Here is a 22392-nt window from a genome sequence, read left to right as displayed (position 1 = left end):
CTACGCGAAGACGACCGTGCGGGTGCCGTTCAGGAGTACGCGGTGTTCGCTGTGCCACTTCACGGCCCGCGCCAGCGCCTGGCATTCCACGTCCCGCCCGATCGCCACCAGCTGGTCCGGCGTCACCTCGTGGCCCACCCGCTCGACCTCCTGCTCGATGATCGGGCCCTCGTCCAGGTCGGCCGTCACATAGTGCGCGGTGGCGCCGATCAGCTTCACACCGCGCGCATGCGCCTGGTGGTACGGCTTCGCGCCCTTGAAGCTCGGCAGGAAGGAGTGGTGGATGTTGATGATCCGCCCGCTCAGCTCCTTGCACAGGGTGTCCGACAGCACCTGCATGTACCGCGCCAGCACCACGAGCTCCACGTTCTCGGCCCGCACCAGCTCCAGCAGCTGCGTCTCCGCGGCCGCCTTCGTGTCCTTCGTCACCGGGATGTGGTGGAAGGGGACGTCGTACGAGCGGACCAGATCGGCGAAGTCGGTGTGGTTCGAGACCACCGCCGCGATCTCGACCGGCAGCGCGCCGATGCTCGTACGGAACAGCAGGTCGTTCAGGCAGTGCCCGAACTTCGACACCATCAGCACGATCCGCATGCGGTCTTCGGAGCGGTGGAGCTGCCACTCCATCCGGAAGGAGTCCCCGATGGCGGCGAAGCTGGCCCGCAGCTTGTCCAGCGTCACCGGAGCGTCGGCCGAGAAGTGGACCCGCATGAAGAAGAGGCCGGTGTCGTGGTCGCCGAACTGACGGCTGTCCTCGATGTTGCATCCGGTCATGAACAGATAACTGGACACGGCATGCACGATGCCCTGCTTGTCCGGGCAGGACAGGGTCAATACGTACTGCTGGGGGGCCTGGGGCTGCGGGTCGTCGCTCATGACCCCACAGCCTTTCACACCGCGCGGGTCAGGATCCTCAGCAGTTCCAGCGACTGGGGCGCAGCGTCCGGTTCGTCCCCGTCCGCGGTCGCGAGCCGTACGTGCGCCTCGCGCGCGGCGCGTACCGCCTCGGGCCAGGCGTGGTGCTCGAGGAAGGCGGAGACGGGGGCGTCGGGCCCGACCTGGTGCAGGATCCGCAGCACCCGCAGCACCGCGAGGTCCACGAGCGTGGCCTCCTGGGAGTCGCGGAAGATCGTGCCGACGTACTTCTCGGCGGACCAGCTGTCGAGCCAGGTGTCCTCGACGAGCCGGTACACGGCGTCGGTGACGTCCCCGTACCCCTCGACACCGGCGAGCCAGGTCCCCTCGTGGAAGACCGGGTCGGAAAGCATGTGAAGCGCCGAGCGCACGTTGCTGCGCCAGCGCCACCACGGCATGTCGTTCAAGGGCATGCCGCCCATGGTGGAGGAGCGGCCGCCTCGGCGGGAAGAGTTCTTCGAACCTTGGGCGAATGTCACGCTTTCGATCGTACGTTCACGGCCGGCGCGATCTTGAAGCGCCTGTGCGCAACCAATCCCCTGCAATTCACCTTCGCGTCACTCTTTGTTGTGTCCATCTCATTTTCCAGTTACCCGTGGGGCGGAAGGGTGCATGGACATGACCGAATGGCGACGCACGGCATCCTTCTCCCGCACTCTGCTGGCAACGGCGCTGGGCACGTGTCTCGTCGCCGGATGCGGGGTGCTCCCCGGAGGCCCGGGGGGCTCCGGGGGCACCATCACGGTCATGACCTTCGCACCGCAGGGCACCCAGGCGACCAACATGCCCGGAATGCCCGGCATGGCCAAGGCCTATGAGGCCTGGGTCAACTCCAAGGGCGGCATCAACGGTCACAAACTGCGCGTACTGACCTGCAACGAGAAGAACACCGCGAACGGCGCCGCCGACTGCGCCCGCAAGGCCATCAGCGAGAAGGCCGTCGCGGTCGTCGGCTCGTACAGCCAGCACGGGCGCGCCTTCATGGCCCCGCTGGAGGCGGAGGGCATCCCCTTCATCGGCGGGTACGGGGTCTCCTCCGAGGAGTTCCAGAGCCCCTTCTCCTACCCCGTCAACGGCGGTCAGCCCGTGCTCCTCGCCGGCGCCGGGCACCAGCTGGGCCGGGCCTGCAGCCAGGTGGCCGTCGTCCGCCCGGACACCCTCGCGGGCGACTCCATGCCGCTCCTGCTCAACGCCGGGCTCAAGGCCAACAAGATGCCCGACGCCAGCGACATCCGGGCCGCCGAGGACTCCGCGGACTACACGCCGCAGGCCCGCGAGGCGCTCGCCAACTCCTCCGGCGGCAAGGACAAGGGCTGCGTCGCGGCCGTCCTCGGCGAGCGCACGGAGACGTTCTTCGACGCCTTCCGCCGCGTCGACGACAAGCACAAGAACCCGCAGATCTCCTCCGTGCTGGGCAGTGTCAGCCAGGCCGTGGTCGACCGCACCGGCGGCAAGGAGAGCCCCTTCGAGGGCGCGTACCTCACCAGCTGGTACCCGGTGTCGACCGATCCGTTGTGGGAGCAGATGCGGAACGTGATCTCCGATCACGCGTTCGGCAACGACGCCGTGGACGCGGACGACAGCGGGACGCAGACCACCTGGATCGCGTACACCGTGCTCAGCGAGACGCTGAAGCGGTTCAAGTCCGGCGAGGACGTCACGGCGCGCCAGGTGGCGCGCGCGCTGAACCAGTCGGAGCCGGTGAAGACCGGCGGGCTGACCCCCGACCTGAGCTGGCGCTACAAGGACATGCGCGCCGTCGCCGGCTTCCCGCGCATGGTGAACGGGCGGGTCAACTTCCAGGTCGTCCAGGCGGGCCGGCTCGTCGCCCAGCAGGGCGAGCAGTCGATGGACATGACCCAGACCCTGGAGCAGGCGCCCCGCGCGGCGTAGGGGCCTGCTGCTCCCGGCTCCGGCTCCCGGCTAGAGCTGGGACTTGTCCCGCTTGGTGAGGCTGTACTTGGCCGCGACCGTGTTCCACAGGGTCGCGGCCGACTCCTTCGCCTTCGTCGCCTCGCCGCTCGCCTTGTTGCCGTCGGCGGCGTTGTCGGTGTTCCTGGCCTGCCCGTCCTTGCAGCCCTTCTTGTCGCCGGCGCTGTCGTCCGCCCAGGCCGCGTAGCTGTTGTCGGCGGCCGCGGAGGACTGCCAGGCCTTGGTGAGCGAGGCGGTCAGCTTCGCGTTGTCGGGGAGCTGGTCCAGCTTCAGGTCCTGGAGACGGGTGACGAGCTCCTCGCGCTGGCGGGCGGCGTCGCGCAGGTCGGTCGCCGCCTGGCCGAGGTTGCGGCAGCCCTTGATGTCGTCGACGGACCGGATCACTGCGGCGCGGCTGTCGTTGCTGTCCGCGAGGAGCTTGTCCAGCTGGACGGCCTGCGCCCGGGCCGGGTCCACGGGCGCCTCGCCGGCGGCCGCGGCCGAGCTGCCGGCGCTGGGGGTCGCCGCTGCCGCAGCGGGGTCGTTGTTCTGCACCTTGCCGTCGCTGAGCAGCGCGCCGACGCCGAGCCCGACGACGGCCAGGCCGATGACGACGGCGGCGATCACCCCGGCCGGCACGCGCCGGGGCGCCTCCGGCGGGGGCGGGGGCGGCGCGTACTGCGGGTGCTGCTGGAACTGCTGAGGCTGGGCCTGAGCCTGGGGCGGTACGGGCCGCTGCCCGCGCGGCGGATAGCCCCGCGGCGGCGGCTGCCGCAGCACGGGCTCCTGTACGGGCGGCAGGTGCTGGGTGTGCCCGGCGTCGGCACCGTCCCCGCGGAACAGCGCGTCGAACCCGTCGGTGACGGGCGGGATGTACTGGGTCGCCGCCTCACCGTGCGCAGGCCCGGCCGGGACCGGCGGAATGTACTGGGTGGCCCCTTCATCGGCCGTGGGCGCGGCCGGGACCGGCGGGATGTACTGCGTCGCCGCCTCACCGTGCGCAGGCGCAGCCGGGACCGGCGGAATGTACTGGGTGGCCCCTTCATCGGCCGTGAGCCCGGCCGGGACCGGCGGAATGTACTGGGTGGCCCCTTCATCGGCCGTGGGCGCGGCCGGGACCGGCGGGATGTACTGCGTGGCCGCCTCGGGCAGCGGCGGGTAGCCGTACCCGTGCGGCTCCCCCGGCCCCTCGTAGCCGGGCCCCACCACATGCCCGGGCGCCGGCTGCACCGGCGCGGCCGGGTACCCGTACCCGGCCTGCCCCGACGGCTGCGGGCCCTGCGGCTCCCCCGGCTGGGGCAGGCCCGGCGCCGGGGGGTAGCCGTACGCCGGCCCGCCCGGCTGCGGGGTCGGCGGGTAGTCTCCCCCGGCTTCCGCCGGGAGGTGCCCCCCTGCGGGCTGCCCCGGGCTCTGCGGCTGCTGCGGGTACGCCGGGCCGGGGCCCCACGGCGCACCGGCCTGCGGGGCCGCCTGCCGGCCGCCGCCCTGTCCGCTCTCCGTCACCGGGACTCCTTCGCCGACTACTCCGGTATTCCGAATCGTCGGCTCACGCTACCCGGTCACCCCCCGTTCCCGGCAGGCACACCCGTCCCGTCCTCTACGCCACCACCTCCAGGCGGGCCGTGAACTCGCGGGCCGCCGGCTCGTCGCGGTACGGGGCGAGGCGGGTGCGGAAATCGTCCAGGTACTCCGCGCCCCGGTTCGAGCGGAGCCCCGACAGCAGGTCCGCCGCCTGCGCGGCGGTCTGGCAGGCCTGCTCCACCTCACGCTGCTGCACCTGCGCCGACGCCAGCAGCAGCAGCCCGATCGCCCGGCGCCGCGCCTTGCCCGCCGGAAGGCCCCGCAGGGCGTCCTGCGCCTGCCGGGCCGCCGCGTCCGCCTGGCCCAGGTCCCGGTGGCAGTGCGCCAGCTCGTCCGCGAGGTACGCCGCGTCGAAGTGCCGGATCCAGACCGGGTCGTCGCCCGACTCCGGCTCCGCCCGCTCCAGCGCGGTCACGGCCCGCGAGGACAGCACCGCCGTCGCCCGGGTGTCGCCCAGCAGCGCGTGCCCGCGCGCCTCGGCGGCGTAGAACATCGCCTCCACCCGTGGCGTGACCTGCCCGCGGGTCCCCTCCTGCGCGGCCCGTGCGAGCTGCGCGATCTCCCGCGGATTGCCCAGTTCCGCCGCGAGGTGGCTCATCGACGCCGCGAGCACGTAGCCCCCGTACGCCCGGTCCCCCGCCGCCTGCGCCAGCCGTAGCGCCTGGATGTAGTAGCGCTGCGCCAGGCCCGGCTGCCCGGTGTCCACCGCCATGTAGCCGGCCAGCTCCGTCAGCCGGGCCACGGCCGCGAACAGCGCCCTCCCGACCGGCTCCCGGTACGAGCCGCCGATCAGCCCGGAGACCACGGAGTTGAGGTAGTGCACGACGACGGGCCGGACGTGGCCGCTGCCGAAGCGGTGGTCGAGGTCCTTGAGGGCGTCGGTGGTCGCCCGTACCGCCTCCACGTCCGGCATCCCGACGCGCGAGCCGCCACTGCGCGCCACCTGCGCGTCGGCGCCGGTGATCAGCCAGTCCCGGCTCGGTTCGACGAGCGCCGACGCGGCCACGCTCGACCCGGACAGGAAGTCGCGGCGGCCGACATCGCTCCGCCACAGCTCGCTGACCTGCTCGATGGCGCCGATGACGGTCGGGGAGAACTGCAGGCCGATGCCGGAGGCGAGGTTCTTGCCGTTGGCCATGCCGATCTCGTCGATGGTGACGGTCCGGCCGAGTTTTCGCCCCAGCGCCTCGGCGATGATGCCGGGCGCCCGGCCGCGCGGCTGCTGGCCGCGCAGCCAGCGGGCCACGGAGGTCTTGTCGTAGCGGAGATCGAGGCCGTGTTCGGCCCCGCACATGTTGACGCGCCGGGCGAGCCCGGCGTTCGAGCACCCGGCTTCCTGGATGAGCGCCTGTAGCCGTTCATTCGGCTGGCGCGCGACGAGAGGCCTGGCTGCCATGAAAACCCCCAGTAGCCGCGGGTGATCGTTGGAATGATCACTTCCCGCCTGAGTTGCGGAGAATCATCCGCTCTGCGTCGTGTCGCTACCCAACTCCGGCGCCCCGACCTCCTACGCGCCCCCGTGCGTGCTCCAGTGCGCCCCGTATGCAGGATCGATGCTCCGCCCACCGGCCGGTTTACGCCCGTAACCCCGGGTGACGCCGGGAGTTGTGATGGGCGTGGAAGAGACCATCACAGTCACGGAGACCGCACCCATCCCCAAGCAGCGCGGCGAGCAGCTGCTGGACCATGCCGTGCGGTACGCGGAAGAACGGCACTGGGACGTCTTCGCCGGCACCTGGCTGGAGTCCGCGGACGGGCGGGAGCTGTGCTCCTGCGGGGCGCAGGACTGCCCGGCGCCGGGCGCGCACGCCACGGTGAAGGACTGGGCGGCGCTGGCCACGGGCAGCGCGGTCCAGGTGCGGCGGATCTGGGCGAAGCGCCCCGAGGCCTCGATCCTGCTGCCGACGGGCCGGACGTTCGACGCGCTGGACGTGCCGGACTCGGCCGGGTTCCTGGCGCTGGCGCGGCTGGAGCGGATGGAGCGCACCCTGGGGCCGGTCGCCCTCACGCCGGACCACCGGATGCTGTTCTTCGTCCTGCCGGGCGCCGGGGCGAAGGTGCCGGACCTGGTGCGCAAGCTCGGCTGGTCGCCGGCCTCGATCGACCTCGTCGCGCGGGGCGAGGGCGAGTACGTGGCCGCGCCGCCCACCCGCTTCGGCGGCCGGGGCTCGGTCCAGTGGGCGCGCCGGCCCACGCCGGCCAACCGGTGGCTGCCGGACACGGAGGAGCTGATCGCCGCGCTGGCGTACGCATGCGGGCGCGAGGCCGCAGCGGACCGGGACCGCCGCAGCTCCTGACCCGCGATCCGGAAAGGCCTCCGGAACGTCGCAGGTCAGGACAGGGACATTCCTGTACGGAAACTCATGACATAAGTAACTGCCCCGCCTCACCCCGCCCTCCTATCGTGAAGAACGCAGGACCACGGGGAACACAGCGAGAGGCAGGCGCATGCCGGACCAGGCAGATGCGACGGGTGGGACGTACGGACCGGACGGCGCGCGAACCGCGCCGTCCGCCGGACGGGCGGCGGTACGGGTAGAGGGCCTGTGGAAGCGCTTCGGCGACCAGGTCGCGGTCGCGGGGATCGACCTCGAGCTGCCCGCGGGGCAGTTCATCGGCCTCGTCGGCCCGAACGGCGCGGGCAAGACGACGACGCTGTCGATGGTGACCGGACTGCTGCGCCCCGACATGGGGCGGGTCCTGGTCGCCGGGCACGACGTGTGGAGCGACCCGGTCGCGGTCAAGTCGCGGATCGGCGTTCTGCCGGAGGGGCTGCGGCTGTTCGAGCGGCTGTCGGGGCGCGAACTGCTCGGCTACATGGGCCGGCTGCGCGGGCTGCCGGGCGAGGAGACCGACAAGCGGGCCACGCAGCTGCTGGAGGTCCTGGACCTCGCGGGCTCGCAGCACAAGCTAGTCGTGGACTACTCGACGGGCATGCGGAAGAAGATCGGCCTGGCCGCCGCCCTGCTGCACAACCCCGAAGTGCTTTTCCTGGACGAGCCGTTCGAGGGCGTGGACCCCGTGTCGGCGCAGACCATCCGCGGGGTGCTGGAACGGTACACCTCGTCCGGCGCCACGGTCGTCTTCTCCTCCCACGTGATGGAGCTGGTCGAGTCGCTGTGCGACTGGGTCGCGGTCATGGCCGCCGGCCGGATCCGTGCCGCGGGCCCGCTGGCCGACGTACGGGGCGACGCGCCCTCGCTGCAGGCCGCGTTCCTGGAGCTGGTCGGCGCGGGCGGGCGCGACGCGGGCGACTCGCTGGACTGGCTCGGCGGGCAGGCAGCCCGATGAGCGCCGCATCCGCATCCGCCTCCGCTCCGGCGGCCGCCACGGCCGCGGCGCCGGCCGCGGCCGGCGCGGCCGACCTGACCGCGGTCTTCGTCCGCCTCAAGCTGTCACTGCTCCGCAACGGGCTCAAGGGCTCGTCGAAGCGCAAGGCCGCCTACTTCTCGTCGCTGGCGCTCGCGCTGGTCGTGGCCTGCTTCGCGATGCTCGGCCTGGCCGTGCTGCACGGGAACGCGCATGCGGGCACGGTCGTCGTCCTGCTCGCCGCGATCCTGGCACTGGGCTGGACGTTCATGCCGCTGTTCTTCCCCAGCGGGGACGAGACGCTCGACCCGAGCCGGCTGGTCATGCTGCCCCTGCGCCCGCGTCCGCTCGTACGGGCCCTGCTGGCCTCGTCGCTGGTCGGGATCGGCCCGCTGTTCACGGTCTGCCTGGCTGTGGGCTCCGTGGTGGCCGTCGCGCGGGGCGCGGCGGGCATCGTGGCCGCCGTGCCGGCCGTACCGCTCCTGGTACTGGGCTGCGTCACGCTGGCCCGCGCGGTGGCCACGGCCAACGTCCGGCTGCTGACCAGCCGCAAGGGGCGTGACCTCGCGCTGCTCAGCGGCCTGCTGATCGCGGTGGGCGCGCAGGTGGCGAACTTCGCCAGCCAGCGTCTGTTCCAGTCGGGCGGCCTGGCCCAGCTGGAGCCGGTCGAGGCCGTGGTGCGGTGGCTGCCGCCCGCGACGGCCGTCGGCATGGTGGACTCGGCGAGCAAGGGCTCGTACGGCGTGGCGGCGGCGCAGCTGGCCGTGACCGTCCTGGCGCTGGTCCTGCTCCTGCGGTTCTGGGAGCGGAGCCTGACGACCCTGATGGTCACCCCGGACGGTTCGACGATCGCGGCCTCGAAGCCGTCGGCGAAGCGGGAGTCCGCGGGCGGCGCCGGCGTCTGGTCGTTCCTGCCGGGCGGGCGGGCGGGCGCGGTCATGCAGCGCACGCTGCGGTACGCGGTCCGCGACCCGAAGACGAAGTCGGCCTGGGTGACGGCGCTGGCGATCGGCCTGATCATCCCGGTCTTCAACGCCCTCCAGGGCACGGGCTCGTTGTACCTGGCCTGCTTCGGCACGGGCATGCTCGGCATGCAGATGTACAACCAGTTCGGGCAGGACACCTCGGCGTTCTGGATGGTCGCGCAGACCATTTCGACCCCGCGGGAGGCGTTCGCGGAGCTGCGCGCCCGCGCGTATGCCCTGGCCCTGGTCACCGTCCCGTACACCGTCGTGGTCACGGCGGTCACCGCGGCGCTGGTCCACAACTGGGGCGGGTTCCCGGCGGCGCTCGGGGTGGGGCTGGCCCTGCTGGGCTCGATGCTGTGCACGGGCGCGCTGGCCTCGGCCCACTTCCCGTACTCGATCCCGACGGAAGGCGCCTTCAAGAACGTCGTCCCGGGCCAGGCCGGCCTCGCCTGGGCGGGCATCTTCGGCGGCATGCTCGCGTCGGCGGTGATCTGCTCCCCGGTGATCGTCCTGGCGGTCTACCTCAGCGTGGCGGACCACTCGTCGCTCACCTGGATCCTGCTGCCGCTGGGGACGGCCTGGGGCACCCTGGCGACCTGGGCGGGCCTGCGCCTGGCGGCGCCGACGGTGGCCCGGAAGCTGCCGGAGATCCTGCTGGCGGTCAGCAAGGGCTGAGCCGCGGGTCCCGCGTCCGCACGGGGGACGGACGCGGGCGGGAGGGGACGGAGGGGGTGACGGGCGACTGCCCGCCGCCCCCTCCTTTCGCGCGTGGCGTACGGGGTGTACGTGGCGTACGGGGCACTGTCAGGCGTACGGGGCGCCGTCAGGTCGCGGCGGCCCTGACCTGGTCCAGGAAGGGTTCCAGGGCGGCGCGCAAGGCCGTCGGCTGGTCGTAGTGGAGGTAGTGGCCCGCGTCGGGGATCTCGGCGTACTGGCCGGCGGGGAGGACGCGGACCATCTCCTGGGCCTCCGCGCGGCCCAGTTCGCCGTCCAGGCCCCGGACGACGAGGGTCGGGCAGCGGACCTGGGCCAGCTCCTCCCAGTGCGCGTCGTGGACCCAGGTCTCGCGGGCCCTCAGCATCTGGCGGCGGGAGAACAGGGGGCGCCAGCCGTCCGGGGCCTGGTGCATCACCTCGGCGAAGAAGGCGCCGCGGCCGGGGTCGGGGCGTTCCACCCGGGGGTCGTCCTCGCCGAACCAGCGGCGGGCGGCGTCCTGCGTGGGGAAGGGGACGGGCCAGCGGTGGAACCATTCCTCCCATTCCTGCTGGGAGGCCTCGCCGAGGGCGGAGGCGCGCATGTCGCAGATGACCAGGGCCTCCACCAGGTCGGGGCGGCGGGCGGCCAGCTGCCAGCCGGTGAGGGCTCCCATGGAGTGGCCGATCACGGTCACGGGCCCCAGGCCGAGCTGCTCGATGACGGCCTCGGCGTCGGCCACGAACGCCTCGCGCCCCAGATTGGTCGTGGCGCCCGGGCCGGCGGAGGGGCGGTCGCTCTGGCCGTGGCCGCGCTGGTCGAGGGCCACGACGCGGCGGTTCCCGGCGAGCCAGCGGGCGGTGCCCGCCCAGTGGAAGGCGCGGCCCATCAGGCCGTGGAGTAACAGCACCCGGGGCGCGTCGGGATCCGGGGGCGCAGTGGCGGCGGATTCCCGGAACTCCCAGGCGGCCAGGCGCACACCGTCGGCCCCTGTCACATCGATGCGCTGTACCACGGCAGATGCACCCCCTTCGCTCACGGCCAGACTATCGAACCCGTATTCGAAAACCGGGTTCTCGCCTTCAACACCGCTCTTTCGAGTGACCTTGCTCAAGGATTGGCCGCCGCTGCCGATGGAGATCCTTTCAGCAGGGAGGCGGGCCGCTCGGGGAAGACGGTCCGAGGGGATGACCTTGAGAGCTCGGGGCTCCAGGTCAACAAAGGGGAGGACCGGTCCCGGCGCCGCAAGGCGCCGGGACCGCCCACTTCCACCACCCTCGAACGCCGCGTGCGTCCGGTCAGCGCTTGGCCACGAACACGTGCGAGGCGATCTCCGCGTCCAGTTCTGCGGCCTCGCCGCCGCTGCCGACCAGCACACCACCCGGCGACTCGGTCACGCTGACCACCGAGCCGGGCTGCACGCCCGCCCGCCGCAGCGTGTACATCAGCTGGGCGTCCGTCTGGATCGGCTCCCCGATCCGGCGCACGACCACGGTCTTGCCGTCCGCGCCCGGGTCCAGCTCCGACAGGCTGACCATGCCGTCCTCCAGGAACGGGTCCGCCTCGGCCTTCTCGCCCAGCTCCTCCAGCCCCGGGATCGGGTTCCCGTACGGCGACTCGGTCGGGTGGCGCAGCAGCTCCAGCACCCGCCGCTCCACCGCTTCGCTCATCACGTGCTCCCAGCGGCAGGCCTCGGCGTGCACCTGCTCCCATTCCAGGCCGATGACGTCGACGAGCAGGCATTCCGCGAGCCGGTGCTTGCGCATCACACGCGTCGCCAGCCGCCGGCCCTCCTCCGTCAGCTCCAGGTGACGGTCGCTCGCCACGGCCACCAGGCCGTCCCGCTCCATGCGCGCCACCGTCTGGCTCACCGTCGGGCCGCTCTGGTCGAGCCGCTCGGCGATACGGGCGCGCATGGGGACCACGCCTTCCTCTTCCAGCTCGAGGATGGTGCGGAGATACATCTCCGTGGTATCGATCAGTCCGGACATTCGTGCCCCTCGGATATCGTGCGCTGGCCCTGCCCCCAATTCTGACGCATCGCGCGGACAACCGTCCCGTGCCGGACGCCAAGCCCTGCCCGGGACATCCATTGACGTTCGTATTGACACGCCCTTGGTCCAGACCGCACGGTGAGCGGCGGACACGGACGAACCCCACCTCTGGAAGGGCCATCGGCGTATGAGCGAGAGCAAGCTGGCCGGTCAGTTCCTCGACGCCGCGATCGGGCTCCTGCAGCGGGTGCGCGACGAGGAGGCCGCGCCCATCGCCGAGGCCGGCGCCGCCATCGCCGACGCCGTCGCCGCCGGGAACCGGCTCTTCGCCTTCGGCGCCGGCCACTCCTCGCTCCCCGCCCAGGACGTGGTCTACCGGGCCGGCGGACTCGCCCTGGTGAACTTCCTCGCCGTCCCCGGCACCGTCGGCATCGACGTCATGCCGGCCACCCTCGGCAGCGCCCTGGAGCGGGTCGACGGCCTCGCCGGCGCCGTCCTCGACAGCAGCCCGGCCGCCGACGGCGACGTCCTCGTGATCATCTCCCTCTCCGGGCGCAACGCCCTGCCGGTCGAGATGGCCATGAACGCCCGCGCCATCGGCCTGAAGGTCATCGGCGTGACCTCCGTGGCCTACGCGACGGAGACCAAGTCGCGGCACGTCTCGGGCACCTTCCTCAAGGACCACTGCGACATCGTCCTCGACAGCAAGATCGCGGTCGGCGACGCCGAGCTGAGCCTCGACGGCATCGACGCGCCCTTCGCGCCCGCCTCCACCGTCGTGACCAGCGCGATCATGCAGGCCGTGATGGCGGCGGCCGCCGGCGAGCTCGCCGCCCGCGGGATGGAGCCCCCGCTGCTGCGCTCGGGCAACGTCGACGGCGGCCACGAATGGAACGGCCGCGTCCTCCAGGAGTACGGCGACCGGATCTTCTTCCGCCACTGAGCGGCGGAAGGCTAAGGGCTGTCCCGTAATCCCCCGTCGGAGGTGCGGGGCCAGGCGGCCAGGTCGAGATCCGCCGCGACCCGGGCCGCCACCTCCTCCGCGTACGCCGCGTCCGCCTGCTCGAAGGCGGCCCGCGAAGCGCCCCGTACGAAGGTCAGCGCCCCCAGGGTCCGCCCGCGGCTGCGCAGCACCGTGCACAGCACGTGCGCCGCATCCTCCGGCCACTGCCGGTCCCTCGCCCAGCCCGCGGCCGCCTCCCCCCGCGGGGCACTGGTGCGCACCGAGCCGATCCGGTCCAGCGCCTGCAGCGCCGGATGCCCGGGCTCGTACCGCGCTTGGCCCGCCCCCGCCCCGGGCAGCACCGGCGGCGAGGCGGCCACCCGTACGAGGCGCTGGCGGTCCGGGTCGGCCGACTGCTCCAGTACGTCGAGCAGCGCGTGCTCCGCGAAGCCGGCAAGGGCGAAGTCCAGCCGTACGGCGGCCGCCTCGGCCGGGTCCTCGCACTCGGCGGCCGCCCGGCCCGAGCGATGCAGCTGACTGGAGCGGAACCGCAGCTGCGCCGTGTCGAGCGAGGCCTGCCGGGCCTCGGTGATGTCCTGGAACAGCCAGCCGACCCCGAGCGGCACCGGCTCCTCCGCCAGCGGGGACCCCAGCCGCAGGAACCCGGACCGCCAGCACCGCCGTCGCACCCCCTCCGGCGTGCGGACGGACACCCACAGCTCCACGGGCGCCGGCGGGGACCCGTCGGCGAGCACGTGCTGGAGCGCACCCTCCAGCTCCTCGACACCCTGGACCAGCAGCTCCCCCAGCGGCCGGCCGAGCAGCGCGGTGCGCCCCGATCCGAAGGCGCGGGCGGCGTGCGCATTGACCACGGCGGGCCGCAGATCCACATCGACGAGAACGACACCCCACGAGGCGTCGTCCATCAGCGCCTCGCTGAGCGCGATGGACCGCTCCAGGTCGATCTGCGCGTGCACCTCGCTGAAGGCGCAGTACACCCCGGCGGGCTTCCCGTCCGCCCCGGGCACCCCGGCGGACTGGGTCCGTACGAGCACCCGCCCGCCCTCCTTGGTCAGCAGCGCGAACTCGTGCACCTGCCGCCCCGGCACGTCCTGGGCGGCCATCAGCCGCTCCTCGACGTCCTGCGCATCGGCGGCACGCACGGCCCACCCGGCGAACCCCTTGCGCCCGACCGCCTCGGCGGGGGTCCAGCCGAGGATCCGCTCGGCCTCGCGGTTCCAGTGCGTGATCACGCCGTCGGCGTCGAACGCGCACAAGGCCGCGTCCATCCCGTCCAGCAGCGCTGCGAGCAGATCGTCGGTGGTCTCACTCCGTCCGAAAGCACTCACCTGGCACCCCCTGCAGGTGTTCGCGTGTGCGGCACGTCAGATCATTCAACTGGAACGTGACGCAGCCCACACCGCATTCCCCGGAATCAGTCTCTGGCAGAAGGAACGGCAGGGGAAGGATCGGGACGGGCAAAGCAGAGGGACCGCTGGTCAGTGCGCGCAACGGTCACTCGTTCGGGTGGGTCGTCGGGGATCACGGGAGAGCAGCGACTTGTGGCTCTACGTTGGCGTCATGGCGGCAGTGGGCAATGGTGGGGAGGTCGGGCATGCCCGGTACACCTTCCGGCTGCGCGTATCGTCCGCCGCCCACACGGCACTGCTGTCGGAGTGGGACCGGTGCCGCTGGGTGTGGAATCAGTGCGTTGCCGAAGCGCGGGCGGCGCACGAGGCCGGAGAGAAGTGCGGTCCGGCATCCTTGGACGGGAAGCTGACCGGCTGGCGCGCATCGCATGCGTGGCTGCGTGACGGCAGCAGCGTGACGCAGCAGCAGATCATTCGGGACTTCGCCAAGTCCCGCGCCAAAGGCTTGAAGGACATCAAGGCCCGGCTGCCGGTGAGGCGGCAGGCGGGGATGCCCCGGTTCAAGAAGAAGGATCTTGCTGACCCAACCCTCAACTACACCCGTCGTGGTTTCCGGCTGAAGGATGGTCGCTTACACGTGGCGGGTGGCATATCACTGACGCCGGTATGGTCGCGTGCGCTGCCTGCAGACCCGTCCAGCGTCCGCGTCTACCGCGACAGCCTCGGCCACTGGTACGCCTCCTTCGTCATCCCGATCGTTGCGCAGCCGCTGCCCCAGACCGGCGCAGTGATCGGTATCGACTGGGGTGTGAGGGAAACGGCGACCACGACCAGTGACCACCATGACCTCCCGCACCCCGAGCACGGGCGAAAGGCGGCCGGGAAGCTGGCCGGGTATCAGCGGATGATGGCCCGGCGGAAGCCCCAGCGAGGTCAGGCGCCCTCCAAGGGATATCGCAAGGCGAAGCGGCAGGCCGCGAAGGTGCACAAGAAGATCGCCCGGCAGCGCCAGGACACCGCCCGCAAGTGGGCCAAGCGGGTCGTGACGGACTTCGGCCACCTCGCGGTAGAGGACTTCCGGCCGAAATTCCTTGCCAAGTCCACCTTGGCCCGCAAGGCGGCCGACGCGGCGATCTCCGCCACCAAACACGAACTGATCAACATGGCGCGCAAGCACGGCCTGGACCTACGCCTCGTGCACCCCGCGCACACAACCATGGACTGCGGACGCTGCGGAGCGAGAACCAAGCACGCACTGCCGCTGTCGGAACGTACCTACACGTGCACCGCGTGCGGAGTCGTCTCACCCCGAGACAAGAACTCCGCACATGTGATGCTCGTCCGGGCTGGTCTCAACCCGGCTGGCGCCGATCGCGGAAGACCTTACGGACCGCCGGTCCGCCGGGCAGCGTGAGCCAGGAATCCCCCACCTTTTGGCGGGGGAGGACGTCAATGCAGGAGAGAAACCCCGCGAGCGCGACCCCGCGCCGCCGCCCCCGACCAGACTCTTCACTGTCTCTCTCACCGGCACCGCCGGCTGCCCAACCGGCGGACTGGTACGCGTACGGATTCGTCGGCGAAATTCGGTTGAGGGACATCTGTAGCCGTGCCTACAGTGGCAGAACACTGAAAGGAGGTGATCCCGGAAATGTATGAACTCCGGACGCGTGAGGTGACTGCGGGCTGACGCCCGTCGTCCACGCACCAGTGCGTTGCCGACATAGCGTCGGCCAATCCCAAGCAGTCACCCGACCCGCGGGCTCGCCGGTACGTCCGGCCGGCTTCTCGCCTTGTAGGCGAGAAACCCGAGCCCGCGGGTCGTCTGCGTTTTCCAGCCCCGGCCAGTGGTGCGCGGGGCCGCAACGGCCCACCCCCGCCCGGCCCAGCCGGCCCGCCCGGCGCCGCGCGGCTACGGGCAGAGTCGCTCGAGGCGCCACTTCCCGTCCTCGAGGACGTAGCGCAGCCGGTCGTGGAGCCGGTTCTCGTGGCCCTGCCAGAACTCCATCGCGTCGGGGACGATCCGGATGCCGCCCCACTCGGGCGGGACGGGGACCTGCTCGCCCTCGGGGTAGCGCTCCGCGAGTTCCGCGTAGCGGCGGTCGAGCTCGGCACGGGATCCGATCACCCGGGACTGCTCGCTGGCCCAGGCGCCCAGCTGGGAGCCGTGCGGGCGGGAGCGGAAGTACGCCGCCGTCTCGTCGCGGCCGATCCGGGAGGCCGTGCCGGTGACGATGACCTGGCGGGCGATGGGGTGCCAGGGGAAGAGCAGCGCGACGTGCGGGTTCGCGTCGATCTCGCGGCCCTTGCGCGAGCCGTAGTTGGTGTAGAAGGCGAAGCCCCGCTCGTCGAACTGCTTCAGCAGCACCGTGCGGGAGCTGGGGCGGCCGTCGGGGGTCGCCGTCGAGACGACCATCGCGTTCGGTTCGAAGAGGTGCGAGTCGGCGGCCTGCTGGAACCACTCGGCGAACTGCCGCATGGGGTCCTCGGCGAGGCTCTCCTCGTGGACGATCTCCGAGCGGTACTGCTTGCGCATCGTGGCGGGGTCATTGTCCTGGTCGGTCACGCCAGCCATCCTGCCGCAGGAGTGCTTCCGGCAGTGTGCCGTATGTCACGCTTCCGCCTGCCATCCGGAACCGCCAAAATCTTGGGGCCGGTCCGGAGGTCCCCACACGGGTGACCGACGGCCGTGCCGGGCATCAACGGGGATGACCGCGCCGGACCGCGAGTCACGCCGGGAGCCGCGCGTGTTCGCACTATCTGAGGAGCCGCCTGATGTCCGACTTCGTACCCGGGCTCGAAGGGGTCGTCGCGTTCGAGACCGAGATCGCCGAACCGGACAAGGAGGGCGGGTCGCTCCGCTACCGCGGGGTCGACATCGAGGATCTCGTCGGGCACGTCTCGTTCGGCAACGTCTGGGGCCTGCTGGTCGACGGGGCGTTCAACCCCGGCCTGCCCGCCGCCGAGCCCTTCCCGATCCCGGTGCACTCCGGTGACATCCGTGTCGACGTGCAGTCCGCCCTCGCCATGCTCGCCCCCGTGTGGGGTCTGAAACCGCTGCTCGACATCGACGAGCAGACCGCCCGCGACGACCTCGCGCGCGCCGCCGTGATGGCGCTGTCGTACGTCGCGCAGTCCGCGCGCGGGCAGGGCCGGCCGATGGTGCCGCAGAGCGAGATCGACAAGGCCGAGTCCGTGGTCGAGCGGTTCATGATCCGCTGGCGCGGTGAGCCGGACCCGAAGCACGTCAAGGCCGTCGACGCGTACTGGACCTCGGCCGCCGAGCACGGGATGAACGCCTCGACGTTCACCGCGCGGGTGATCGCTTCGACCGGTGCGGACGTCGCCGCCGCCCTCTCGGGTGCCGTCGGCGCCATGTCCGGGCCGCTGCACGGCGGTGCGCCGTCCCGCGTCCTCGGCATGATCGAGGAGATCGAGCGCAGCGGCGACGCCGTGGCGTACGTGAAGAAGGCCCTGGACAAGGGCGAGCGGCTGATGGGCTTCGGGCACCGCGTGTACCGGGCCGAGGACCCGCGCGCCCGTGTGCTGCGGCGCACCGCCAAGGAGCTGGACGCGCCGCGCTACGAGGTGGCCGCCGCGCTGGAGAAGGCCGCGCTGGAGGAGCTGCACGCGCGTCGCCCCGACCGGGTGCTGGCGACGAACGTGGAGTTCTGGGCCGCGATCATGCTGGACTTCGCGGAGGTCCCGGCGCACATGTTCACCTCGATGTTCACCTGCGCCCGGACCGCCGGCTGGTCGGCGCACATCCTGGAGCAGAAGCGCACGGGCCGCCTGGTGCGCCCGTCGGCCCGCTACATCGGTCCGGGTCAGCGCAACCCGCGCGAGATCGACGGGTACGCCGACATCGCCGAGACGGCCTGAGCCTTTCCTTCATGGGCCGTGAGGGCGCCGCATCCCGCGGTACGGGGTGCGGCGCCCTCCGCGTTCCTCAGCCGAGGGTGTCGTCCAGGATCCGGGACCACTGGGCGACCACCCGGGCGCGGCGGGCCGTGTCGTCGGTGAGGACGTTGGCCAGGCCGAGGCCGCGGGCCATGTCGAGCAGGCCCTGCACGGTCTCGCGTACGCCGGGGACGGACTCGTCCGCGCCGAGGAGCTCGACGGCGATGCGGTGGGTCTCGCGGCCCACGCGGGCCTCCAGTTCGGTGACCTGGGGGCGCAGCTGCTCCTCGTTGGAGGCGGCCACCCACAGCTGGAGGGCGGCCCGGAAGAGGGCTCCGGTGTAGAGGTCGACGATGGCTTCGACCACGGCGGGGCGGGCGGCGGGTCCGGCGTGGAAGAGGTCGCGCAGGGCGGCGGAGCGTTCCTCGGCGACGTAGGCGACGGCGGCGGTGAACAGGTCCTCGCGCGTCGGGAAGTGGTACTGGGCCGCGCCTCTGGAGACACCGGCGCGTTCGGCGACGACGGCGACGGTGGATCCGGCCCAGCCCTGTTCGGCGAGGCAGGAGACGGCCGCTTCCAGGAGGTGGCGCCGGGTGACGCGGCTGCGGGCCTGCTTGGGGCCGGGCTGGGTGTCCTGCGCGGGGCCGGCGTCGGTCACAGGGCCCATGACGGGTCCCGGCGTTCGAAGCGGGCGCTGATGCCCTCGCGGGCCTCGGCGGAGCCGAAGTGGTGGGCGGACAGCTCGGTGAGCGTGGCGCCGTCGCGGGCGAGGACGGCCCGCACCGGGGCGGTGAGCAGTTCCTTGGTGGCGGCGAGGGCCTGCGGGCCGGCCTTGCGCAGGCCGGTGAGGACGGGGTCGAGGACCTGGTCCACGTCGTCGCCGTGCAGGGTGAGCAGGCCGATCCTGGCGGCTTCGGCGGCGTCGAAGGACTCGGCGGTCAGGAAGTACCGGGCGGCGGCGCGCGGGTCCAGGCGCGGCAGCAGCGGTGCCGAGATGACGGCCGGGACCACGCCCAGGTGGGTCTCGGTGAAGGCGTACGTGGAGGCCGGGCCGGCGGCGGCGATGTCGCAGACGCCGAGGAGGCCGAGGCCGCCCGCCCGGACGTGGCCGGTGACGCGGGCCACGACCGGCTTGGGGAGTTCGGCGATCTCGCGGAGCAGGGCGAGGAAGTCGGCCGGGTCGCACGGGGACTTCAGGTCGGCGCCGGCGCAGAAGGTGGTGCCGGTGTGGGTGAGGACGACGGCCCGTGCCTCCGGGTCCGCCGCCGCGTCGGCGAGGGCCGTGCGCAGCTCGCCGACGAGGTCCGCGGAGAGTGCGTTGCGGTTGGCCGGGGAGTCGAGCGTGAGGGTGGTGACGCCACGCGCTCGCGCGGCGCCGACTGGGCGGGTCATGCCATGTCCTCCGGAGGTTGTGCGGATCGTGGGCGCCCCTGCGGCCCGGCGGGCCCGGGTGCCGGGGGCGGTGCCGGTGCCAGTGCGGACGGGGTCGGGCGCGGCCGGGGGTGGTGCCGGGGCGGGGTGGTGCCCGGGGCGGGCTTCGATGTTCGGCGCCTGAGGGCGTCCGGCTGGAGGACGGGACCTTGCGCCGAAATCATCTCGTTTCAGCCCCGGACACCACCCCACCCCGTCCCCACCCCCGGCCGGGGAGCTCCGGCTGCCCAGGTTAGTAAGACTTGGGGAGGCCCAGGGTTTGATGGGAGACGAAGTTCAGGATCATCTCGCGGCTGACGGGGGCGATGCGGGAGACCCGGGAGGCCGTGATGAGGGCGGCCAGTCCGTACTCGCGGGTGAGGCCGTTGCCGCCCAGGGTGTGGACGGACTGGTCCACGGCCTTCACGCAGGCCTCGGCGGCAGCGTACTTGGCCATGTTCGCGGCCTCACCGGCGGCCATGTCGTCGCCCGCGTCGTAGAGGTGGGCGGCCTTCTGCATCATCAGGCGGGCGAGTTCGAGGTCGATGTGGGCTGCGGCGAGGGGGTGGGCGATGGCCTGGTGGGCGCCGATCGCCTCCTTCCAGACCTGGCGGGTCTTCGCGTAGTCCACGGCCTTGGCCAGGGCGTAGCGGCCCATGCCGATGGCGAAGGCGGCGGTCATGATGCGCTCGGGGTTGAGTCCGGCGAAGAGCTGGAGCAGGCCCGCGTCCTCGTCGCCCACCAGCGCGGATGAGGGCAGTCGCACCTCGTCCAAGGTCAGTTCGAACTGCTTCTCCGCCGCCTGGAGTTCCATCTCTATGACGGAGCGCGAGAAGCCGGGGGTGTCGCGCGGAACGATGAACAGGCAGGGCTTGAGGCTTCCGGTTCTGGCGTCTTCGGTGCGTCCGACGATGAGTGTCGCGTCGGCGATGTCCACGCCCGAGATGAAGACCTTGCGCCCGGTCAGCACCCACTCGTCACCGTCACGGCGGGCGGTGGTGGTGATGCGGTGGGAGTTGGAGCCGGCGTCGGGTTCGGTGATGCCGAAGGCCATGGTGCGGCTGCCGTCGGCGAGACCGGGGAGCCAGGCCTGCTTCTGGGCGTCGGTGCCGAAGCGGGAGATGACCGTGCCGCAGATGGCGGGCGAGACGACCATCATCAGCAGGGGGCAGCCGGCGGCGCCCAGTTCCTCGAGGACGATGGAGAGTTCGGCGATGCCGCCGCCTCCGCCGCCGTACTCCTCGGGGAGGTTGACCCCGAGGTAGCCGAGCTTGGCGGCGTCGGCCCACAGCTCGTCGGGGTGGCCGCCCTCGCGGGCGACCCGGGCGAGGTATTCGCGTCCGTAGCGCTGCCCGAGGGCGGCGACGGCGGCGCGCAGGGCCTTGTGTTCTTCGGTCTCGACGACAGCGCTGGTGGCGGGGCTCATGCGGGCGTTTCCTCCTGGACTACGGCGAGCAGGGCGCCGAACTCGACCGTGTGGCCGAGGGTGGCGTGGAGCGCGGTGAGCGTGCCGGAGGCGGGCGAGACGATGCGGTGCTCCATCTTCATGGCCTCCAGCCAGAGCAGGGGCTGCCCGGCGGTGACGGCGGAGCCGGGGGCGAGGCCCTCGGCGACGCGGACGACGGTGCCGGGCATGGGGGCGAGCAGGGAGCCGGGTTCGGTGCGGTCCTGGGGATCGGCGAACCGGGGGACGGGGGTGAGGGTGTGCGCGCCGAGCGGAGAGTCGACGTAGGTCTCTGCCGCTCCGGCCCCCGGCCCCTCGGTGTTCGATTTCTGTTTCACGTGGAACATCCGGCGGACGCCCTCGACTTCGAGGGTGACGCGGCCGGGCTCCGCGGCCAGGACTCGAACGCCGGGATGGTCCACGAGCTCCGGGGGTCCGCTGCGGGCGGGCCGGTAGCGGACCTCGCACTCGGCGCCGGCCGCGCTGTAGCGGCGGATCTGCGGCTGGGAGCGGAGGTTGCGCCAGCCGCCGAGCCGGGCGGCGAGCGGGGCGTCCGGGGCCGGCGCGGCATCCGCGAGGGCGGCTGCGACCGCGGCCAGGGTGGCGTCCGGGCTGCCTTCGGTGAGGGCTCCGAGGTGGCGCTCGTAGAACCCGGTGTCGAGCCGCGCCTCGGCGAACTCCGGGTGTCGCAAGGAGCGTACGAGGAGCTCGCGGTTCGTGGTGAGGCCGTGGATGCGGGCTCCGGCCAGGGCGTGGGCGAGGGTGCGGACGGCCTCGGCCCGGGTGGGGGCGTGGGCGACGACCTTGGCGAGCATCGGGTCGTAGTGGACGCCGACGCTGTCCCCGTCGGCGAATCCGGTGTCCACGCGGACTTCGCCGGGGACGGCGAGGGTCTGCAGGACTCCGGTCTGGGGGCGCCAGTCCTGGGCGGGGTCCTCGGCGTACAGGCGGGCTTCGACGGCGTGGCCGGCGGGCTCCGGGGGCGTCAGTGGCAGGGCCGCGCCCTCGGCGATGCGCAGTTGCAGGGCGACGAGGTCGAGGCCGAAGACGGCCTCGGTGACGGGGTGTTCCACCTGGAGGCGGGTGTTCATCTCCAGGAAGTACGGGCGTCCGTCGGCGGCGACGAGGAACTCGACCGTGCCCGCGCCCTGGTAGGAGACCGCGCGGGCGGCGGCCACGGCGGCCTCGTGGAGGCTGGTGCGCAGCGCCTCGGGCAGTGCGGGCGCCGGGGCTTCCTCGATGACCTTCTGGTGGCGCCGCTGGAGGGAACAGTCGCGGGTGCCGAGGGCCCAGACGGTGCCGTGGGAGTCGGCGAGGATCTGGACCTCGACGTGGCGGCCGCGCTCGACGTAGGGCTCGGCGAAGACCTCGCCGTCGCCAAAGGCGGAGCGGGCCTCGGCGGAGGCGGCCTCCAGCTCCTCCTTGAGGGTGTCGAGGTCGCGTACGACGCGCATGCCGCGGCCGCCGCCGCCCGCGGCGGCCTTGAGCAGGAGGGGCAGGTCGGCGGCTGTGGCGTCCGCCGGGTCGACGGGGTCCAGGAGCGGGACGCCGGCGGCGCGCATCAGCTCCTTGGCCCGGGTCTTGGAGGCCATGGCCTCGATGGCCTCGGGCGGCGGGCCGATCCACGTGAGTCCGGCGGCGACGACCTCGCGGGCGAATCCGGCGTTCTCGGAGAGGAACCCGTAGCCGGGGTGGACGGCGTCCGCGCCGGCGGCGAGGGCGGCCTTGATGACCAGGTCGCCGCGCAGGTAGGTGTCGGCGGGGGCGGCGCCGGGGAGGCGCACGGCCGCGTCGGCCTCCCGTACGTGCAGGGCGTCGGCGTCGGGGTCGGAGTGGACGGCGACGGTGGCGAGGCCGAGGGCGCGGGCGGTACGGAAGACACGGACGGCGATCTCGCCGCGGTTGGCGACCAGGAGGGAGGTCAAAGGCCGCTGGGGAAGGGGCTGCTGGGTCATGT

The 22392-nt window shown here is 72.5% G+C and carries 19 protein-coding genes; 7 read left to right on the top strand and 12 right to left on the bottom strand.

Annotated features, from left to right (window positions below; genetic code table 11):
* Entirely contained in the window at positions 1–876 is an 876-nt protein-coding gene (gene purU, locus OHT74_RS22245; protein WP_266666106.1) for a formyltetrahydrofolate deformylase, read from the bottom strand.
* Between the two features lie 14 nt (positions 877–890).
* Positions 891–1337, bottom strand: coding sequence for an SCO4402 family protein (locus tag OHT74_RS22240; RefSeq protein WP_266672935.1), 447 nt, complete (start codon positions 1335–1337; stop codon positions 891–893).
* A gap of 196 nt (positions 1338–1533) precedes the next feature.
* On the opposite strand from OHT74_RS22240, the gene OHT74_RS22235 reads away from it, so the two are divergent.
* Positions 1534–2808, top strand: a complete 1275-nt coding sequence (locus tag OHT74_RS22235; RefSeq protein ID WP_443047462.1) for an ABC transporter substrate-binding protein — start codon at positions 1534–1536, stop codon at positions 2806–2808.
* 30 nt (positions 2809–2838) lie between these two features.
* Here the strand turns inward: OHT74_RS22235 and OHT74_RS22230 are convergent, their stop codons facing one another.
* On the bottom strand, positions 2839–4329 hold the full coding sequence (locus OHT74_RS22230; protein WP_328621154.1) for a hypothetical protein: 1491 nt from the start codon (positions 4327–4329) through the stop codon (positions 2839–2841).
* 94 nt (positions 4330–4423) lie between these two features.
* A complete protein-coding gene (locus OHT74_RS22225) occupies positions 4424–5803 on the bottom strand; it encodes a transcriptional regulator (RefSeq protein WP_266666103.1) in 1380 nt (459 codons plus the stop codon).
* Between the two features lie 220 nt (positions 5804–6023).
* On the opposite strand from OHT74_RS22225, the gene OHT74_RS22220 reads away from it, so the two are divergent.
* From OHT74_RS22220 to OHT74_RS22210, 3 genes are all read left to right on the top strand, one after another.
* Positions 6024–6704 (top strand): bifunctional DNA primase/polymerase, encoded by a 681-nt coding sequence (locus OHT74_RS22220; RefSeq protein ID WP_266672934.1) that lies wholly within the window; start codon positions 6024–6026, stop codon positions 6702–6704.
* Between the two features lie 151 nt (positions 6705–6855).
* Complete coding sequence (locus tag OHT74_RS22215) at positions 6856–7698, top strand: ABC transporter ATP-binding protein (RefSeq protein WP_266995295.1); 843 nt, start codon at positions 6856–6858, stop codon at positions 7696–7698.
* The gene (locus tag OHT74_RS22210) at positions 7695–9359 is read left to right on the top strand and encodes a transporter (RefSeq protein ID WP_328621153.1); all 1665 of its coding nucleotides are present in this window, start codon (positions 7695–7697) and stop codon (positions 9357–9359) included. Before OHT74_RS22215 ends, OHT74_RS22210 begins: the two co-directional genes overlap by 4 nt.
* 148 nt (positions 9360–9507) lie before the next feature.
* Here OHT74_RS22210 and OHT74_RS22205 read toward each other — a convergent pair whose 3' ends face one another.
* Positions 9508–10392, bottom strand: a complete 885-nt coding sequence (locus OHT74_RS22205) for an alpha/beta fold hydrolase (RefSeq protein ID WP_266666100.1) — start codon at positions 10390–10392, stop codon at positions 9508–9510.
* Positions 10393–10675: 283 nt separating this feature from the next.
* Positions 10676–11368 carry a metal-dependent transcriptional regulator gene (locus tag OHT74_RS22200; protein ID WP_030156851.1) on the bottom strand — a complete coding sequence of 231 codons (693 nt, stop codon included), beginning with the start codon at positions 11366–11368 and terminating at the stop codon, positions 10676–10678.
* Positions 11369–11558: 190 nt separating this feature from the next.
* On the opposite strand from OHT74_RS22200, the gene OHT74_RS22195 reads away from it, so the two are divergent.
* Positions 11559–12314, top strand: a complete 756-nt coding sequence (locus tag OHT74_RS22195; RefSeq protein WP_266666099.1) for an SIS domain-containing protein — start codon at positions 11559–11561, stop codon at positions 12312–12314.
* Between the two features lie 11 nt (positions 12315–12325).
* On the opposite strand, the gene OHT74_RS22190 is transcribed toward OHT74_RS22195, so the two are convergent.
* A complete protein-coding gene (locus OHT74_RS22190) occupies positions 12326–13603 on the bottom strand; it encodes a PAS domain-containing protein (protein WP_443047723.1) in 1278 nt (425 codons plus the stop codon).
* A 292-nt stretch (positions 13604–13895) separates the two neighbouring features.
* Here OHT74_RS22190 and OHT74_RS22185 point away from each other — a divergent pair, with 292 nt between their 5' ends.
* Positions 13896–15098 carry an RNA-guided endonuclease InsQ/TnpB family protein gene (locus tag OHT74_RS22185; protein WP_328621151.1) on the top strand — a complete coding sequence of 401 codons (1203 nt, stop codon included), beginning with the start codon at positions 13896–13898 and terminating at the stop codon, positions 15096–15098.
* A gap of 495 nt (positions 15099–15593) precedes the next feature.
* Here the strand turns inward: OHT74_RS22185 and pdxH are convergent, their stop codons facing one another.
* Positions 15594–16256, bottom strand: a complete 663-nt coding sequence (gene pdxH, locus OHT74_RS22180) for a pyridoxamine 5'-phosphate oxidase (RefSeq protein ID WP_328621150.1) — start codon at positions 16254–16256, stop codon at positions 15594–15596.
* A 200-nt stretch (positions 16257–16456) separates the two neighbouring features.
* On the opposite strand from pdxH, the gene OHT74_RS22175 reads away from it, so the two are divergent.
* Entirely contained in the window at positions 16457–17563 is a 1107-nt protein-coding gene (locus OHT74_RS22175; RefSeq protein ID WP_266666095.1) for a citrate synthase 2, read from the top strand.
* 67 nt (positions 17564–17630) lie between these two features.
* Here OHT74_RS22175 and OHT74_RS22170 read toward each other — a convergent pair whose 3' ends face one another.
* From OHT74_RS22170 to OHT74_RS22155, 4 genes are all read right to left on the bottom strand, one after another.
* Positions 17631–18248, bottom strand: coding sequence for a TetR/AcrR family transcriptional regulator (locus OHT74_RS22170; RefSeq protein ID WP_266666094.1), 618 nt, complete (start codon positions 18246–18248; stop codon positions 17631–17633).
* On the bottom strand, positions 18236–18973 hold the full coding sequence (locus OHT74_RS22165) for an enoyl-CoA hydratase family protein (RefSeq protein ID WP_266666093.1): 738 nt from the start codon (positions 18971–18973) through the stop codon (positions 18236–18238). The genes OHT74_RS22170 and OHT74_RS22165 overlap by 13 nt, the downstream gene beginning before the upstream one ends.
* Before the next feature lie 271 nt (positions 18974–19244).
* Positions 19245–20417, bottom strand: a complete 1173-nt coding sequence (locus tag OHT74_RS22160; RefSeq protein ID WP_266666092.1) for an acyl-CoA dehydrogenase family protein — start codon at positions 20415–20417, stop codon at positions 19245–19247.
* Positions 20414–22390 carry an ATP-binding protein gene (locus OHT74_RS22155; RefSeq protein WP_328621149.1) on the bottom strand — a complete coding sequence of 659 codons (1977 nt, stop codon included), beginning with the start codon at positions 22388–22390 and terminating at the stop codon, positions 20414–20416. Before OHT74_RS22155 ends, OHT74_RS22160 begins: the two co-directional genes overlap by 4 nt.
* Positions 22391–22392 lie beyond the last annotated feature (2 nt).

Source organism: Streptomyces sp. NBC_00354 (assembly GCF_036106915.1).
Taxonomy (GTDB): domain Bacteria; phylum Actinomycetota; class Actinomycetes; order Streptomycetales; family Streptomycetaceae; genus Streptomyces.
The sequence above is the reverse complement of the archived record's forward strand: the minus strand, read 5'-3'. Positions and strand labels throughout refer to the sequence as shown.

Bases quoted from the DNA above. Each gene is read 5' to 3' on its own strand.
- purU (WP_266666106.1), bottom strand. From the start codon at position 876: ATGAGCGACGACCCGCAGCCCCAGGCCCCCCAGCAGTACGTATTGACC.
- OHT74_RS22240 (WP_266672935.1), bottom strand. From the start codon at position 1,337: ATGGGCGGCATGCCCTTGAACGACATGCCGTGGTGGCGCTGGCGCAGC.
- OHT74_RS22235 (WP_443047462.1), top strand. From the start codon at position 1,534: ATGACCGAATGGCGACGCACGGCATCCTTCTCCCGCACTCTGCTGGCA.
- OHT74_RS22225 (WP_266666103.1), bottom strand. From the start codon at position 5,803: ATGGCAGCCAGGCCTCTCGTCGCGCGCCAGCCGAATGAACGGCTACAG.
- OHT74_RS22215 (WP_266995295.1), top strand. From the start codon at position 6,856: ATGCCGGACCAGGCAGATGCGACGGGTGGGACGTACGGACCGGACGGC.
- OHT74_RS22210 (WP_328621153.1), top strand. From the start codon at position 7,695: ATGAGCGCCGCATCCGCATCCGCCTCCGCTCCGGCGGCCGCCACGGCC.
- OHT74_RS22200 (WP_030156851.1), bottom strand. From the start codon at position 11,368: ATGTCCGGACTGATCGATACCACGGAGATGTATCTCCGCACCATCCTC.
- OHT74_RS22195 (WP_266666099.1), top strand. From the start codon at position 11,559: ATGAGCGAGAGCAAGCTGGCCGGTCAGTTCCTCGACGCCGCGATCGGG.
- OHT74_RS22190 (WP_443047723.1), bottom strand. From the start codon at position 13,603: ATGGACGCGGCCTTGTGCGCGTTCGACGCCGACGGCGTGATCACGCAC.
- OHT74_RS22185 (WP_328621151.1), top strand. From the start codon at position 13,896: ATGGCGGCAGTGGGCAATGGTGGGGAGGTCGGGCATGCCCGGTACACC.
- pdxH (WP_328621150.1), bottom strand. From the start codon at position 16,256: ATGGCTGGCGTGACCGACCAGGACAATGACCCCGCCACGATGCGCAAG.
- OHT74_RS22175 (WP_266666095.1), top strand. From the start codon at position 16,457: ATGTCCGACTTCGTACCCGGGCTCGAAGGGGTCGTCGCGTTCGAGACC.
- OHT74_RS22170 (WP_266666094.1), bottom strand. From the start codon at position 18,248: ATGGGCCCTGTGACCGACGCCGGCCCCGCGCAGGACACCCAGCCCGGC.
- OHT74_RS22165 (WP_266666093.1), bottom strand. From the start codon at position 18,973: ATGACCCGCCCAGTCGGCGCCGCGCGAGCGCGTGGCGTCACCACCCTC.
- OHT74_RS22160 (WP_266666092.1), bottom strand. From the start codon at position 20,417: ATGAGCCCCGCCACCAGCGCTGTCGTCGAGACCGAAGAACACAAGGCC.
- OHT74_RS22155 (WP_328621149.1), bottom strand. From the start codon at position 22,390: ATGACCCAGCAGCCCCTTCCCCAGCGGCCTTTGACCTCCCTCCTGGTC.